The 16,221-nt window shown below is 41.8% G+C and carries 19 protein-coding genes; 16 read left to right on the top strand and 3 right to left on the bottom strand.

Annotated elements, in window-relative coordinates; genetic code table 11:
- The first annotated feature begins 429 nt into the window (after positions 1-429).
- From QZ735_RS06720 to QZ735_RS06685, 8 genes are all read left to right on the top strand, one after another.
- Positions 430-636, top strand: a complete 207-nt coding sequence (locus tag QZ735_RS06720) for a hypothetical protein (protein WP_294245941.1) — start codon at positions 430-432, stop codon at positions 634-636.
- Between the two features lie 48 nt (positions 637-684).
- A complete protein-coding gene (locus QZ735_RS06715) occupies positions 685-2,337 on the top strand; it encodes a tetratricopeptide repeat-containing sensor histidine kinase (RefSeq protein WP_294245937.1) in 1,653 nt (550 codons plus the stop codon).
- 10 nt (positions 2,338-2,347) lie between these two features.
- Positions 2,348-3,010, top strand: coding sequence for a response regulator (locus QZ735_RS06710; RefSeq protein WP_294245934.1), 663 nt, complete (start codon positions 2,348-2,350; stop codon positions 3,008-3,010).
- A gap of 117 nt (positions 3,011-3,127) precedes the next feature.
- A complete protein-coding gene (locus tag QZ735_RS06705; RefSeq protein ID WP_294245931.1) occupies positions 3,128-3,793 on the top strand; it encodes a response regulator in 666 nt (221 codons plus the stop codon).
- A gap of 128 nt (positions 3,794-3,921) precedes the next feature.
- Positions 3,922-4,185, top strand: coding sequence for a hypothetical protein (locus QZ735_RS06700; RefSeq protein ID WP_294245928.1), 264 nt, complete (start codon positions 3,922-3,924; stop codon positions 4,183-4,185).
- A complete protein-coding gene (gene yidD, locus QZ735_RS06695; RefSeq protein WP_367117832.1) occupies positions 4,157-4,447 on the top strand; it encodes a membrane protein insertion efficiency factor YidD in 291 nt (96 codons plus the stop codon). The genes QZ735_RS06700 and yidD overlap by 29 nt, the downstream gene beginning before the upstream one ends.
- 2 nt (positions 4,448-4,449) lie before the next feature.
- Positions 4,450-4,761, top strand: a complete 312-nt coding sequence (locus tag QZ735_RS06690) for a hypothetical protein (RefSeq protein WP_294245925.1) — start codon at positions 4,450-4,452, stop codon at positions 4,759-4,761.
- A 34-nt stretch (positions 4,762-4,795) separates the two neighbouring features.
- Entirely contained in the window at positions 4,796-5,323 is a 528-nt protein-coding gene (locus tag QZ735_RS06685) for a hypothetical protein (protein ID WP_294245923.1), read from the top strand.
- Positions 5,324-5,479: 156 nt separating this feature from the next.
- Here QZ735_RS06685 and QZ735_RS06680 read toward each other — a convergent pair whose 3' ends face one another.
- From QZ735_RS06680 to QZ735_RS06670, 3 genes are all read right to left on the bottom strand, one after another.
- Positions 5,480-5,932, bottom strand: a complete 453-nt coding sequence (locus QZ735_RS06680) for a GNAT family N-acetyltransferase (protein ID WP_294245919.1) — start codon at positions 5,930-5,932, stop codon at positions 5,480-5,482.
- A complete protein-coding gene (yihA, locus tag QZ735_RS06675) occupies positions 5,925-6,548 on the bottom strand; it encodes a ribosome biogenesis GTP-binding protein YihA/YsxC (RefSeq protein WP_294245916.1) in 624 nt (207 codons plus the stop codon). Before yihA ends, QZ735_RS06680 begins: the two co-directional genes overlap by 8 nt.
- A 64-nt stretch (positions 6,549-6,612) precedes the next feature.
- On the bottom strand, positions 6,613-7,374 hold the full coding sequence (locus QZ735_RS06670; RefSeq protein ID WP_294245914.1) for an alpha/beta hydrolase: 762 nt from the start codon (positions 7,372-7,374) through the stop codon (positions 6,613-6,615).
- A 272-nt stretch (positions 7,375-7,646) separates the two neighbouring features.
- Between QZ735_RS06670 and mraZ the strand changes: the two genes are divergently transcribed.
- The 8 genes from mraZ to murD all read left to right on the top strand — a co-directional run bounded on the left by mraZ (position 7,647) and on the right by murD (position 16,219).
- Entirely contained in the window at positions 7,647-8,108 is a 462-nt protein-coding gene (gene mraZ, locus QZ735_RS06665; RefSeq protein WP_294245911.1) for a division/cell wall cluster transcriptional repressor MraZ, read from the top strand.
- A gap of 40 nt (positions 8,109-8,148) precedes the next feature.
- Positions 8,149-9,042 (top strand): 16S rRNA (cytosine(1402)-N(4))-methyltransferase RsmH, encoded by an 894-nt coding sequence (gene rsmH, locus QZ735_RS06660; protein ID WP_294245908.1) that lies wholly within the window; start codon positions 8,149-8,151, stop codon positions 9,040-9,042.
- A gap of 84 nt (positions 9,043-9,126) precedes the next feature.
- Complete coding sequence (locus tag QZ735_RS06655) at positions 9,127-9,492, top strand: FtsL-like putative cell division protein (protein ID WP_294245905.1); 366 nt, start codon at positions 9,127-9,129, stop codon at positions 9,490-9,492.
- On the top strand, positions 9,476-11,467 hold the full coding sequence (locus QZ735_RS06650) for a penicillin-binding transpeptidase domain-containing protein (protein ID WP_294245903.1): 1,992 nt from the start codon (positions 9,476-9,478) through the stop codon (positions 11,465-11,467). Before QZ735_RS06655 ends, QZ735_RS06650 begins: the two co-directional genes overlap by 17 nt.
- A gap of 177 nt (positions 11,468-11,644) precedes the next feature.
- Positions 11,645-13,105, top strand: coding sequence for a UDP-N-acetylmuramoyl-L-alanyl-D-glutamate--2,6-diaminopimelate ligase (locus tag QZ735_RS06645; RefSeq protein WP_294245900.1), 1,461 nt, complete (start codon positions 11,645-11,647; stop codon positions 13,103-13,105).
- Positions 13,106-13,135: 30 nt separating this feature from the next.
- Entirely contained in the window at positions 13,136-13,501 is a 366-nt protein-coding gene (locus QZ735_RS06640) for a four helix bundle protein (RefSeq protein WP_294245897.1), read from the top strand.
- Between the two features lie 49 nt (positions 13,502-13,550).
- Positions 13,551-14,792, top strand: a complete 1,242-nt coding sequence (gene mraY, locus QZ735_RS06635) for a phospho-N-acetylmuramoyl-pentapeptide-transferase (RefSeq protein WP_294245894.1) — start codon at positions 13,551-13,553, stop codon at positions 14,790-14,792.
- A 71-nt stretch (positions 14,793-14,863) separates the two neighbouring features.
- Positions 14,864-16,219, top strand: coding sequence for a UDP-N-acetylmuramoyl-L-alanine--D-glutamate ligase (gene murD, locus QZ735_RS06630; protein ID WP_294245891.1), 1,356 nt, complete (start codon positions 14,864-14,866; stop codon positions 16,217-16,219).
- Positions 16,220-16,221 lie beyond the last annotated feature (2 nt).

Here is a 16,221-nt window from a genome sequence, read left to right as displayed (position 1 = left end):
TAAATACCTCGTTGATTAGTAGTTTTACTTTGGACATAATTAGTTTTTAAGGGTTAGTACAAAATAGATGATTTTCTCCCATTTTACAATACGGTTTTCCGTAATGAATTCCTGTCCATATTTTGTCTATTCATGTCCATACTTTGTCTGCCACACCTCCAATAATTCCCAGAAATTTGTAATCAGAAATCAATGAGTAACAAACAATTAAAAAACAGAAACAAAAATAAAGTTACCAATTGATTTCAAAAATCGCCAGATAAAACGGAAGAAAATATCCGGGTTGGGAAGCAGATGTTTCTCTTCCGTTTTTGAAGGTTCACTTCCCAAAAAAATTAAGAAGCGCTTCGAAATTTTTAATCGTGTACAGCCTGGGATCAATCCCGGGAGGAAGGAAAACAATTTCAAAATCTTTCAAATTTTTTTACAATGATCGAATTTATCATGATGCTAATCGCTTTAGCATTCGGGAACAATACTGCCAATACGCAATCATGCCATAATAATAACGGAACGGTAACCGTCCAGCTAACCAATCCGGGATCGGGAACGGATCCGGTGACAGGGACAGATCCGGGAACCGGAGAAGGAGACACAGGAGGAGACACGGGACCAGTACGCCCTCCAAAAAATTAAGATTACAAGACCACTCTTTTGAGTGGTTTTTTTATTTAATTTAGTGAAATGAACAAATATTTACTTTTTTTGCTAATAATTATATTTTCTTGTGAGAAAGAACGCATTAATAATGTGAATACGTTTAAAGGAAATCAACTCTATAAAGAAGGTGAAGAGTTAATTCAAAAAGATAATATAAAAGCTTATTTAAAATTTCAAAAAGCAATTATATATTACAAGATAGGAAAGGATTCATCAGGAATTTCAAAGAGTTTAATTTATCAATCTATTGCACAAAATTATACAGGAGATATTTTAGGGGCTGAGGCTACATTAGTAGAATCATTGAGTTATGTTAAATCTAATGATAAAAGTCTTTATTCAATATTTGGCAATTTAGGAAATATAAATTATGATCAAAAAGAATATATTGAAGCAGAAAGATGGTACATAAAAGCTCTAAAAGAGTATATAAAGTCTGATGATGAAAAAGCTAATTTATTAAATAATAAATCTGCTGCTCAATATAGACAAGGGAAATATATTGAAGCAATTAAAACATTAGAAAAGACAAAATATTTAAAAGTAACTGAGATAAATTTAGTAAATAGGATTAAGGAAAATACCGTCTATGTTAATTGGTTATTGAATAAAAATTATCCTATAGAAAAAGAGATTGAAATTTTGCTTAATAACAAACTTAAAAATGAAGACTTTTGGGGCGTTAACTCTAGCTATTCTCATCTAGCAGAAGTAAATCAAATCAAGAATCCTAGTAAATCATTATTTTATGCAAAAGCAATGTTGAACAATGCTGTAAGAATTAAAAGTCCAGAAGACAGATTGGAGGCAATGGAAAGAATATTCCCTGTCGATAATTCTAATAATCTTAAAAGAAATTTTTCAGAGTACAAAACATTATCAGATAGCATTCAGGCAAGCAGAAATGATTACAGAAAAAGCTTTGCCTATATTAAATATGATAGCGAAAAAAAGGAAAATGAAAATCAGCAATTAAAAATACAAAATTCCGAAAAAGAGATTCAGGCTTTACAAAAGAATATTGGCTTAGTAATATTAGGAATGACATTAATAGGAGGTCTGTTCTGGTATAAAAAAAGAAAAAAAAGTCTTCAGCAAGAGAAAGAACTCGAAGTTAAAAACACGCAGCTTAAAATGTCCAAACGGGTGCATGATGTGGTGGCCAACGGCATTTACCAGGTAATGGCCAAGATTGAGAACCAGGAAGATTTTGACCGGGACAGAACGCTGGACGAGCTGGAATTCGTATATGAGAAATCCCGGGATATTTCTTATGAGAAAGCCGGAGAGGAAAAAGAATTCAGCCAGGAAATTTCGGGACTTATCGCTTCCTTTAATAATGTTGAGGTAAAAACCTTTACTGCAGGCAATACTGCCGAAATCTGGCAAACCGTTTCTCGGGAAGCAAAAGAAGAGGTTTACCAGATGATCCGTGAATTGATGGTGAATATGAAAAAGCACAGCCACGCCAGCCACGTGGCCCTCAAGTTTGAAAAAACAGATGATACCATCGATATCCAGTACAAAGACAACGGTGTCGGGATTTCCGGGGACCTGATTTATAAAAACGGATTGCGCAATACGGCTTCCCGTATGGAAGCCATTGGCGGAACCATTACTTTTGACACAAAAATTGAAAAAGGGCTGAAGGTGAACCTTTCATTCCCCGCTTCTTAATCCTTCCGTTATGTTTAAAAAAGTATTAGTGGTGGAAGACCAGGAAATCGCCAACCTGGGCATTACACGTAGCCTGCAGGAATTATCCGTTCCCCATTTCGATTTCGCTGCCTACTGTGACGAAGCCTTTCATAAAATTGTACAGGCGGTAAAGGAGGGTGCGCCGTATGATCTGGTGGTTTCCGATCTCTCTTTTGAAAAAGACCATATTTCCCAAAGCCTGCATTCCGGCCAGGAGCTGATCCGTGAAGCCAGGAAAGTCCAGCCGGACCTGAAAATCGTAGTATTGTCCGTTGAGAAAAAAGCCAGAACCATTGAAGACCTGTACAAAGTGTACGGCATACAGGCGTTTGTCAGCAAGTCCAGGAATGATGGAAGGGAACTCAGGAGTACGCTCCGAAGAGTTTTCGAAGGCGAAACGGTGATGTCACAGGCAATTCTGAATGCCATCCGGAACAGCCCCTGTGATCTGAATGCCTACGATCTTAAATTGCTGGAACTGCTTTCTCAGGGCCATAGACAGAAAGAAATAGAAAACCTGATGAAACAGTTCGCCATGAAGCCCTATGGCAGGCGCTCCATTGAAAAACGACTGAACGAGCTGCGGGACATTCTGGGTGCAAAAAACAATATTGAAATGATTGTGATCTGTAAGGATACCGGCCTGATATGATTTTATGGTGAAAAAGTACCTGTTTTCAGCTGCTTTTACGTGAATCCGTAAGGAAGGAATAATAAATGCATCTATTTTTGAGGCCTTGAACCTATATTTTAATCAAACCACATAACCATGTTCAAAAAAATTTTAATTGCCGAAGACCACGAAAGCATCAATATTTCCGTCCAGAAAACCCTTGAGGACCTGAATGTTCCAAAGGTTGACTATGTATACTACTGCGATGATGCGATCGGGAAAATCCAGAAAGCCCTGCGGGAAGAACAGCCCTATGACCTTCTGATTACCGATCTTTATTATGAAGAAGACCACCATACCCAACATCTTAAAGACGGAAAAGAACTCATCAGTAAAGCAAAAGAACTGCAGCCCGGCCTGAAGGTGATCGTCTTCTCCGCCGAACGCAAGACCGGTGTCATCGATCATCTTTTTTCCGGGTATCATATCAACGGGTATGTACAGAAAGCCAGAAACGATTCCAAGGACTTAAAGAAAGCCATTGCATCCGTTTATATCGGTGAAGATTATCTTTCTTTCGACCTCAAGCAGGACATGAAAAAATTCAACAATTATGAGTTTTCCACCTATGATATTGTGATTGTCTCCCTGCTCTCAAAAGGAGTCCTTCAAAAAAACATTCCGGCCCATCTTAAGGAAAAGGGCATTCATCCTTCCAGCCTGAGCAGTGTTGAGAAAAGACTCAACAGCCTGAAGGAAGACCTCAGCGTCAACAGCAACGAGCAACTGGTTGCTTTCTGCAAAGACCTCGGGATCATCTGAAAACATCCATTTTACTTATAGCCTTCCAATTTTTTTGGGAGGTTTTTTATTTTTTGCCGGTTTTACGGTTTCCCGTAAAAAAAATTCATCAGGGGGTGATACTTTTGAAATGTCAAACAAAAACAATTATGGAATACAAAGTAATACCTTTTACGGCAACAGCGAACCAAACTAACATGAGTTCCAAGAACATTGCCGAACAATTAGATCAGTTAATAAAAAACAATACGGAAGATGGATGGGAATACGTAAGGCTGGAAAGTGTGTCCACTTATATCCAACCGGTAGAAGGATGTTTTGGAAACATAGCGAAACCGGGCTATATGACTTCCTTTCAGATGGTCGTATTAATTAAAAAAGAAAATGAAAAGCCTGCTGCTGTTTCTTATTAAGATGTATTGGCGGGTGATTCCTCCTTCAAAAAGAAGAAAGTGTATCTTCAGAACAAGCTGCTCGAAATATGTGTATGAGAAAACAACAGCAGATGGATTTATTTCAGGACTAAGGGCTTTGAAATACCGCTTTCAAAACTGTAGATCCGGAGCCGGAATTATAGAGAATCCAACAGGGGAGATATATATTATCCTGCCTGACCAGAGGATTCTGAATGAATCAGAAATTTCAGAACGATTTATTAAAAATAAAAATCAATAACTATGAAAAAACTACTATTTACAAGCCTATTGGGCTTAGGGCTATTACTGCCAACAACAATTTCTGCAGCGGACAGCGCGATCAGCTCCCATGTTGAAACAGGCTTTTCTGCTAAAAAAATCAAGAAATCCAATTCAAAAAAGAAAAGGAAAAACAAAAGGAACAAGGCTAAACGTTCCGGATCTTATGCTCAGGAAAAAGGCTGCACTTATAATGGAAATCAACTTTTCGTAGGGAAAAGAGGGGGTTGCTACTATTATTCTGGCAGCAGTAAACGATACGTAGACCGGGCTTACTGTTCTGGCTGTAACTAAGTAAACAGGTAAAGTTCAAATCAAAGTAATAACCATGAAAAAACTAATACCTTCTATCATATTGACTTTCGTTTTACTTCTTTTGAACGCTTGTTTTAAAGCCAATGACCATATTGGACATGACGGTAGATGTACCGGTTCTGCTTACTGTTCTGCCTGCACCAATTGTTCAAGGTGCGGGCATTGCGGTAGTGGTGGAACCTGTGGAGTATGCGGTGGCGGATCTTCAGGAAGCAATCCGTCTTCTGGAAGCTCTCCCAGAAAAAACGGGTACGGAAAACATAAATCTTCAAATGATTATTCCGTTTTAAAGACAGAATCCAGGACAAGGAGGGTTGCGATCAATGAAGCGAATGTAAATACCGGCACTGCCAACAGGTATCTCGTGGGAGTAGGTGCTGCCATAACAATTTATGAAAAGCCGGTGTTCAGATCCAATGTAGTCGCTATTGTAACCAGAAATGCGAAAATTATCCAGCTTTCAAGAAAAGGGGATTGGTATAAAGTGCAGGTTGAATCAAGCGGGAAAAAAGGATATGTTTATTACAAGAATTTAAAGTAATATCGTTTGTTACAGTTCAGGTAAACAGGATTATTACGGAATAATAAAAATCTTTAAGTCTTCAAATAGGAAAATCATTTTTGAAACTCGAGCCATAAAACACATCATATATAATTTCATCAAAAAAGCGAAGAACAAACAGGTTCTTCGCTTTTATTATTTTCTCAGCATCTCTGTATGTGGGATATTGTCTTCCAGGTATTTCTTTCCGGTATCTTCAAAACCGAACCCGTTGTAGAACCGCAGCAGGTAATCCTGCGCGGAAATCCTGACCTCAGAAGTACGGAAACGGTTTTCAATGGTTTCTACAGCATATTGGATCAGCTGTTTTCCCAGATTTTTTCCCCTGGCCTTTTCCGTAGTCAGCACCCGGCCGATGGAAGTTTCGGTGTATTTGATGCCATTGCTGAAAATCCTGCAGTAGGCCAGCACTTCGCCGTCTTGCTCTGCCCATAAGTGAAGGGCCTTTTGGTCGTATCCGTCCAGATCCGGATAGGGGCATTCCTGCTCTACTACAAAGACATCTACTCTGGCCCTGATAATGGCATACAGCTCAGGAACGGACAGTTCTTCAAAAGTTTTTATTTTCCAGATTATTTCTTTATTCATCGAAGCTTACATGATTGTTGACAAGGAATTCGTTGGTCTTCCGGATAAAGCTGAGGATTTCGTCGTCGCCTTCCTTCTTTTCGGCAGAGGTTACGTATAGCTCCGGAAGGTCTTCCCAGGTTTTATGAAGTTCAGCTTTGTAATCTTCCACATTTTTAATGACTGCATTCGGCTTCAGCTTATCAGCCTTTGTAAATACAATGGAAAAGGGAACGCCGCTTTCGCCGCACCACTGGATGAATTCCATATCGATGGTCTGCGGCTTATGCCTTGCGTCTACCAGGACAAAAAGATTCACCAGGTTTTTTCTGTTAAGGATATAATTGGTAATCAGCTTTTCAAAATCCTTACGGATGGATTTTGAAACCTTTGCATATCCGTATCCGGGCAAATCGGTAAGGTACCAGCTTTCATTGACCAGGAAATGATTGATGAGCTGGGTTTTTCCCGGGGTACCGGATGTTTTGGCCAGGTCTTTATGATTCATCATCGCGTTGATCAGGGAAGATTTCCCTACATTGGATCTCCCGATAAAAGCATATTCCGGGAGGGTGGGTTCCGGGCATTCCTGCCATTTCCCGCTGCTCTTTACGAATGTTGCTGTTTTAATAACCATCTTATTGAATATTTTAGAAAAACAAACCATTAAGAAAACTCTTAATGGTCGGTCTGTATTGTTTTTATACTTTGTCTTTTAACCAGCTGTAGAGAATTTCATTGAAATCATCCGGCTTTTCCATCATGGCGGCATGTCCGCATTTGTCGATCCAGAAAAGTTCTGAGTTCGGAATAAACTTGTGCATGTCTTCCGCTACTTCAGGAGGAGTTACATTATCGTTCTTTCCCCAGATCAGGCAGGTAGGGGTCTTTATTTTCGGGAGATCATTCAGCATGTTGTGCTTAATGGCGCTTCGGGCAAGCATTACCGTTTTGATGCCTTTCATCCGGTCATTTACCACCCCGAAAACTTCATCCACGAGATCTTCAGTAGCCACGGCAGGATCATAAAAGACTTCCTCGGTTTTCTTCCGGATATAAGAACGGTCGTTCTTTCTCGGAAAGCTGTCGCCAAAGGTTCTCTCGTACAGTCCGGAACTTCCTGTAAGCACCAGGTTTTTTACCAGGTCTGGCCGGGCCAGTGTGAGAATAAGCCCCACATGGCCGCCCATTGAGTTTCCTACAATGGTTACAGGTCCGGAGATATGGCTTTCAATAAACTTGATAATATACTTTGCTATCGTCGTGAGATTGGTATTGAGTACCGGTAAATCGTAGATCGGCAGCTGAGGAACGTATACCTTGAAGCCCCTGCTGGAAAAAAAACTTACCATCTTATCGAAATTACTCAAACCACCCATTAAACCATGCAGCAGCACCAATGGATGTCCTTCTCCCGCCTCAACAAAGGTATATTTCTTTTCTTTTTTTGTACTGAATATCATAGGATGCCTTAATAAAGCCTTGCAAAAATACAAATTAAACCTCAAAAAAATTTTGATTACCCTAATTTAAAATAAAAATAACATACCAAACTCTTTTTTCCTCACTTTTTTGTGAAAGTCTTTTTTATGGGATCAATAATACCACCTGCAATTGCCGGCATATCAATTTTTTAAGACCCCTTATCTCAAAATTTCGTAAAACTTATTAACATCAAGGGAAAAAGTGGGAAAAAGTGGGAACTTTTGGAAATTATTATATAAATTTGTCCCAAATGAATAGTTTCATTGGGACATATGAGTGTAAAATTGACGATAAAGGCCGCCTGAAAGTTCCTTCCTCACTGATCAAACAGATGGAAAACTTCGAGGACAAAGCTTTTATAGTCAAGCGGTCTGTGTTCCAGTCCTGTCTTGAAGTTTATCCTGCGCGTGCATGGGATAAGGTAATGGGCAAGATTAACAAATTAAACAGATTCATTAAAAAAAATGCCGATTTCATCAGGATGTTTACGGCAGGTGTAAGAACGGCAGAGCTGGATAATGCAGGCCGGTTACAGATTTCAAAGGATCTGGCAAATTTTGCAGGCCTCCGGAAAGAAATCGTCATTACCGGCGCAGGGGAGTTGTTCGAAATATGGGATAAGGAAGCCTATGAAAAGGTAATTTCGATCGATGAAGCTGATTTTGCCAGCCTTGCAGAAGATGTGATGGGCACTTTTGATGAAGAAGAATAACTGATGAAGGTAATATAAAGAATAAAAAACACAATTTAACATGTATCATAACCCCGTTTTGCTGAAACAAAGTGTTGATGATTTGGTGACGAATCAGGACGGAATTTATGTGGACTGTACTTTCGGCGGCGGAGGTCATTCAAGAGAAATCCTGGGACGGCTTTCGGAGCGGGGAAAACTCTTCAGTTTCGATCAGGACCTGGATGCCCTGAAAAATACCATTGATGACCCGAGGTTTACTTTGATCAACCAGAACTTCCGGTTCCTGGAAAACTCCCTGCTGATGTACGGGATTTCCCAGGTGGACGGTATCCTGGCTGATCTCGGCGTGTCTTCCCATCAGTTCGATGAAGCGGAAAGGGGGTTCTCCACCAGGAGCAACGCACCGCTGGATATGCGGATGAACGTGATGCAGGGGCTGGATGCCAGAAGGGTGATCAATGATTATGAAGAAGAGCAGCTGGCGGACATATTTTACTATTACGGCGAACTCCGGGAAGCGAGAAAGCTTGCAAGGGATATCGTGCACCATAGAAAAATAAAAAGCATTAATACCACGGAAGACCTGAAAAAGCTATTCAGCTATCTTCCGCCAAACAAGGTAAATAAATTTTATGCCCAGCTGTTCCAGGCCATCCGCATTGAAGTGAACCAGGAGCTGGAAGTGCTGAAGGAAATGCTGGTGCAGGCACACCGGGTACTGAAGCCGGAAGGAAGGCTGGTGGTAATCTCTTACCACTCGCTGGAAGACAGGCTGGTAAAAAGATTCCTTAAAAACGGAATGTTTGAAGGTGAGCCTGAAAGGGATATTTATGGAAACTATAAAAAAGCATTTGAATTGGTAAAGAGCAAAGCGATGGTGCCTGATGAAAGGGAAATCGAGGAGAACTCAAGAGCCAGAAGTGCTAAAATGAGAACAGGAATAAAAGTATAATGTAAAGTGTGAATGGTCGATCATGAATTTAATTGACGATTCACAAACAAAGTGAATGGACTGTAAAAGCAAATTGACAACAAATTGGCAAGAAAAGCAACATACCGCCCTCAGAAGAGATTAACTTTTATAGATATTGTAAAAGGAAATTTCTTGAACCGCGATGAAGTGAAAATACATTATAAGTATTTTCTTTTGCTGTTTGTACTGATGATGTCAATGATCTACAGCAATCATCTCGTTAATAAAAAAATTAAGATTGTAAACGCTTTAAAAGAAGAAACGGAGGAATACAAATCGAGAAACGCTTATGCCCAAAGTAAGCTGATCAAAGTAAAAATGGAGTCGCAATTGGGAAAGGAAGTGGCCAGGGATTCTCTGATGACCCTGGAAAACCACCCTCATAAACTGCTAATAAAAATGGACAGTACAGATGCAAAAACCAAATGAATACGATAACAAACGTAAAATGACGTTACGATGGGGCTACCTCTTTGCAGTGGTGGCTTTGTGCGTATTTGTAATGTTTCTGGCCAGGATTGTCGTGCTTCAGAATACCAATGTTCAGGAAATCAAAGACGATTACATTAATAAAAACTACCGTGAGGCTACCCTGAAAGCGGCCCGCGGAAACCTTTTCGCTTCTGACGGTTCCATACTCGCCACCACTGTGATGCGTTATGATATCTATCTGGATTTCAAAACCATGAAGGATACGGTATACACCAACAATATCGGCGCACTTACCGATTCCCTGAGCGTTATGTTCGGGAAACCGCGAGGGGAGTTCAGGAAAAAGTTCGATGAGCAGAGAAAGAAGAAAAACCAGTATTATACGCTGGTAAAAGGGCTGGACTTCGATCAGTATGACAGGATCCGTCAATTCCCGATTTTTAAGAAAGGCAAAAATAAAGGCGGTTTTATCGTAGACCGCAATTACAAAAGAGAACTGGCTACTTCCGAAATCGGAGCCGGAACCATCGGTATGGATAACGGGACTTACAGCTCGGGTCTTGAGGGTGCCTTTTCAAAATACCTGAAAGGAACTGATGGAAAAAGGCTGGAGCAGAGAATCAATTCCTCCCAATGGAAACCGATCGATTACTGGAAAGTACAGGAACCTGTAGACGGTGAAGACGTTTATACTACGCTGGACCTCAGGATTCAGGATATTGCCCATTCCGCTCTGGAGAAACAGCTGGTGAATTTTGAGGCGAAACATGGGACGGTGATCGTGATGGAGGTGCAGACCGGCAAGGTACGGGCACTGGTAAACCTCAGACAGAACGAAGAAGGCGAATATGTGGATTCCTATAATTATGCCCTGAAAGACAATATAGAGCCCGGATCCACCTTCAAAACCATTTCGCTGCTGGCTGCTATGGATGACGGGTTCATCGACGAGAATACTACCGTAGATGTAGGAAACGGGGTCTGGGTCTATGCCAAGCAGAGAATTTCAGACGGCCACGGCCACGGGATTTACGATATCAGTGATGTACTGGCCAAATCAAGCAATGTGGGAACGGCCAAGCTGATTACGAAATATTATGCTGAGAAACCTCAGATTTTTCTCGACCATCTGAAGCGCTGGAAGCTGTTCGACAAAATGGATATCGAGCTTCCGGGCATCACCAAACCTAAAATCATTACCCCGGAACATAAACGGTGGAATGCCGCAACCCTGGCTTCCATCGCCTACGGATATTCTTCGAACATCAACCTTCTGCAGCTGGCCACTTTCTATAACGGAGTTGCCAACGGCGGTAAAATGCTCAAGCCCTTATTCATTGATAAAATCATGAAGGACGGGAAAGTGATTTCCCAGGCTTCCCCGGAAGTGATGGTAAGCAGGATGGCGTCGGAAAAAGCGATCAAGATGATGACCAGCGCCCTCACCAAAGCTGTTGAAAAGGGAACCGGGAAAAGCATCTTTACCCCGAACCTGAAGATGGCAGGGAAAACAGGAACCGCACGTTTCGAGTACTGGCTTCCGGGACCCATGAAATACCGCGCTTCGTTTGCAGGGTTCTATCCTGCAGACAATCCCAAATATACCTGTTATGTGATGATCAGCGAACCTAACACATCAAAGGGCTTTTACGGGGGTACCGTTTCGGCGCCTGTTTTCAAGGAAATCGCCGGAAAAACCTTCCTCAAAACTCCGCAGAATATTGAAAAGGAGATGCTGGTAGACAGAAAGGTAAACCTTAACAAAATGGTGGAGCCGAATGTTAAAGTAGCGGTACGCGGAAAGCAAATGCCGAATGTCATCGGGCTGATCGGGAAAAATGTAATTCCGCAGCTTGAAAACTTAGGCTACCGTGTCGATTTTAAAGGCGTAGGCCGGATCAGGGACCAGTTCCCTACGGAAGGAACCGCCATAAGCAAAAACCAAAGGATTTATCTGTCCCTGCAAAATTAGGAACTGTAAAATCCGGAAACGGTGATTCAGGTCAAAAAGGCTGAATTTCCGTCAATGAATTGAGATAACAGGATGAAAACATCCTGATGGAAAATAAAAAAGAAAGTCCCGGAAAGGGACGGACGAACAGAACAGGAGTCAGATCCTGGAAATAAAAGGAAAACCCATTCAGATATAATGGTAGTAACAGAATTAGTAAAAAGGATCCCGGTATTGGATATTCATGGCGATAGCAGCCCTGATGTTGCAGACCTGGTTTTTGACAGCCGGAAAGTAACACCGGGCTCATTATACATCGCTGTAAAAGGTACAGTGGCAGATGGCCATGCCTTTATTGATGCTGCCATTGAACGGGGAGCAAAAGCAATCGTATGCCAGGAGCTTCCGGAAATGCCGGATCGGAATATCACTTACATACTGGTAAAAGACACTTCAAAAACATTGGGACAGCTGGCTTCCAATTTCTATGGCAACCCATCGGAAAAACTCAAACTGATAGGGGTAACGGGAACCAATGGAAAAACTTCCGTTTCCACATTGCTCTTCGATGTTTTTACCCGGCTGGGGTATGATTCGGCTTTGCTTTCCACAGTAGAGATCAGGATCGGAAACGAAGTGATTCCTGCTACCCATACTACACCTGATATTATTACCATCAATAAAATCCTGGCACAGGCGGTAGAGCAGGGCTGCGATTTTGCCTTTATGGAAGTAAGCTCACACGGGATTGCCCAGAACAGGATTGAAGGCCTTCACTTTACGGTAGCAGGGTTTACCAACCTTACCCATGACCATCTCGATTACCATAAAACCTTTGACGAATATCTGAAAACGAAGAAAAGGTTTTTTGACGGGCTGGAAAGTACAGCGGTTGCCATTACCAATGCAGATGACCGAAACGGAAACATCATGCTTCAGAATACCAAAGCCGTGAAGAAATCCTATGCCATGAAAACCATGGCCGACTATCACGGAAGACTTCTGGAAGCAGATTTTAACGGGATGCTGCTGAACTTCAACGGAAAAGAATTCTGGACAACGCTGACCGGGAAATTCAATGTGTATAATCTGCTGCTGGTTTTCGGAATTGCAGCTGAATTGGGTATTGCAGAGGAAGAAATCCTTCAGGCTATCAGTACGCTGAAAAGGGTTTCCGGAAGATTCGAAACATTTAAATCGGATGGCGGAATCTTCTTTATCGTAGATTATGCCCATACGCCGGATGCCCTGGCAAATGTGCTGGACAGCATCAACGATATCCGTACCAAGAATGAAAGGCTGATTACCGTTTTCGGATGCGGGGGCGACCGTGATAGGTCAAAAAGAGCGGAAATGGGAAATATTGCTACGAAAAAAGCCACCCTTGCCATTATTACTTCCGATAACCCGAGAACGGAAGATCCGGGGACCATAATCAAAGAAATCGAAGCAGGAGTGGAGCCCCAGCATTTCAGCAAATACACCTCCATCCCGGACAGGAAGGAAGCAATAAAAATGGCCATCAAATTTGCGGAACCGAAAGATATCATCCTGGTAGCCGGAAAAGGCCATGAAAATTATCAGGAAATCAATGGGGTAAAACACCATTTTGATGACCGGGAAACCATTGATGAGCTGTGGAAACTAATGAGCAAATAAGTATGAATGATTATTGATAATTGATTAATAATGGAAAATAAGTATAACCAGATTTTTGCATCAAGAACAAAGGCTTTGGCAGTAAAAGTAATCAATAACTTATCAGATGTGCCTTATTCTGATAAGGTATCTGTAATCAGAAAACAAATATTTCGTTCGACAACTTCTGTAGCTGCAAATTACAGGGCAATGTGCAGAGCTAGATCCGATAAAGAGAAATATGCTAAAATTTGTATCGTCGTAGAAGAAGCAGATGAGTCCGTATTTTGGCTTGAGATCATTGAAGAAATTAATATGGTTTCTAAAGAAATAACAGAAGGTCTGATGAAGGAAGCTTTAGAAATTTTAAAAGTAACATCAGCTTATAAAAGCAGATTAAAAATTAAAGCAGAATAATATTATTTTCGGAAATCGGTTATCAATTATCAATCATCAATTATAAAGAATGTTATACTATCTATATGAATATCTGACCCACCACGGCATCCACATCCCCGGACTCGGGCTGCTGAGGTATATCTCCTTCCGGGCAGGAATGGCTGTCTTGCTGTCCCTGACCATTGCATTGGTCTATGGCAAAAGGATCATCAACTACCTCAGGGCAAAACAGATGGGAGAACTGGTACGGGACCTCGGGCTGGACGGGCAGAAGCAGAAGGAAGGGACCCCTACCATGGGAGGACTCATCATCATCCTGGCCACCCTGATCCCGGTTCTGCTGTTCACCCGTATTACGAATGTATACATTGTGCTGTTGCTGGTTTCCATGATCTGGATGGGAGCCATCGGATTCGTAGATGATTATCTGAAGAAAATCAAGAAAAACAAAGACGGGCTGAGCGGGAAATTTAAAGTCATAGGACAGGTCGGGCTTGGTGTAATCATCGGGGTAACCATGTACTTTCATCCGGATGTTACCGTTAAAAGGAAATATGCAGACGCCAAAGTGGTTAATAGGAACAATGTGGAGAAGAATTTTATGCCCACGGAAAAAATAACCGTTTCCACTGTACCGTTTGCTAAAAATAATGAATTTGATTACAGTGGGATCCTTTTCTGGATGAATGACAAGGATGCCCATGAGTGGGCCTGGATTGTCTTTATACCTATCGTTATCTTTATCATAACAGCGGTATCGAACGGAGCCAATATCACCGATGGGATAGACGGGCTCGCTGCAGGGACCAGCACGGTCATCCTGCTTACCCTGGGGCTCTTTGCCTATCTTTCCGGAAACATCATCTTCGCCGATTACCTGAAAATCATGTTCCTCCCGAATATGGGGGAAACCACCATTTTCGTAGTAGCCATGGTAGGAGCGGTCATCGGATTTTTCTGGTACAATACCTATCCGGCGCAGGTCTTTATGGGAGATACCGGAAGCCTGATGCTCGGAGGCGTTATTGCCGTGCTGGCCATCATTTTGAGGAAAGAACTCATGATACCCGTACTCTGCGGAATTTTCCTGATCGAAAATGTATCCGTGATGCTTCAGGTAGTCGTCTTTAAATACAGAAAGAAAAAATACGGGCTCGAGCATGCCCAGAACAACAGATTATTCAGAATGTCCCCTTTGCATCACCATTATCAGAAGGGAGGCTTTCATGAGAGCAAAATAGTAAACCGGATGATTATCATCGGGGTCATGCTGGCCATTGTATGCCTGATTACCCTGAAGATGAGATAAAATGCTGTAAAAAGTGAAATGGTCAGTTACCTTATACCTTTCTGCTTTTTACACAATACAAAAAAATTAATATGAAAATAGTTGTTTTAGGAGGAGGAGAAAGCGGATGCGGCGCTGCTTATTTGGCTAAAAAACAAGGCCTGGAAGTTTTTCTTTCAGACAAGGGGGCCATTAAGGATCACTATAAGCAGTTTCTGACCGAAAATGAAATTGAGTTTGAAGAAGGAAGCCACGATGAGGAAAGAATACTCAATGCCGGCTGGATCGTAAAAAGCCCCGGCATCCCGAAAAAGGCTGAACTGATTACCAGAATCCAGGAGAAAGGCATCAGGCTTTCCTCTGAAATTGAATTCGCCGCGGAATTTACCGATGCGAAAATCATTGCTATCACCGGAAGCAACGGAAAGACCACCACCACTTCACTGATTTATCACATCCTGAAAAACGACGGACTTAAAGTAGGACTGGGCGGAAATATCGGGTACAGCTTCGCAAAGCAGGTAGCCGATGAAAACCATGAATATTATGTTCTGGAAGTCAGCTCCTTCCAGCTGGATGATATCCAGAATTTCAGGCCGTACATTTCCCTGCTGCTGAACCTGTCACAGGACCACCTGGACCAGTACAACTACAACTATGAGGAATATGCACTGGCCAAGTTCAGAATAGCGGAAAACCAGGAAAACGATAATTTCTTCATTTACAACAAAGATGATGAAATGAGCAAAAGCCTGCTGGAAAAACTGGAAATCAAAGCCCGGATGATTCCTTTTTCCACAAAAGAAAAACTTGCGGAAGGGGGTTTTGTGGAAGAAGAAAATATTGTTGTAAAGCTGAATGATGGCTTTGCCATGAAAACGGCAGACCTGTCGCTCATCGGTACCCACAATGTTGCCAACAGCCTGGCTGCTTCCATAGCAGGGAAGATACTGGAAATCAATAATGAAAGCATCAGGCATTCCCTGATGACTTTCCAGGCGGTAGAACACAGGCTGGAAGGCGTGGCTGAAATAGATGGGGTAAAATACATCAATGACAGCAAGGCAACCAATGTGAATGCAGCCTATTATGCCCTGGAAAGCATGAAAACACCAACGATCTGGATTGTAGGCGGGGTAGATAAAGGAAACGATTATACCGAAATAGAAGACCTGGTAAAAAGAAAAGTGAAAGCCATCGTCTGCCTTGGGGTCGACAACCAGAAAATTATAGACTTTTTCAAAGATAAGAAAGATGTTATTTATGACACTTCCAGCATGGAGCAAGCTGTGAAGATTTCAAAATCACTGGCTAAAAAAGGAGAAACGGTACTGCTTTCCCCATGCTGTGCCAGCTTTGATTTATTTAAAAGTTATGAAGACAGGGGCCGCCAGTTTAAAGAGCAGGTCCTGATTGCCGGCAGTCAGAAAACGGCCGCTAAAGCCTGAAA

This window comes from uncultured Chryseobacterium sp. (genome assembly GCF_913776365.1).
Classification (GTDB): domain Bacteria; phylum Bacteroidota; class Bacteroidia; order Flavobacteriales; family Weeksellaceae; genus Chryseobacterium.
Note: the sequence above shows the minus strand (reverse complement) of the source record. Positions and strands in the feature narration are given on the sequence as shown.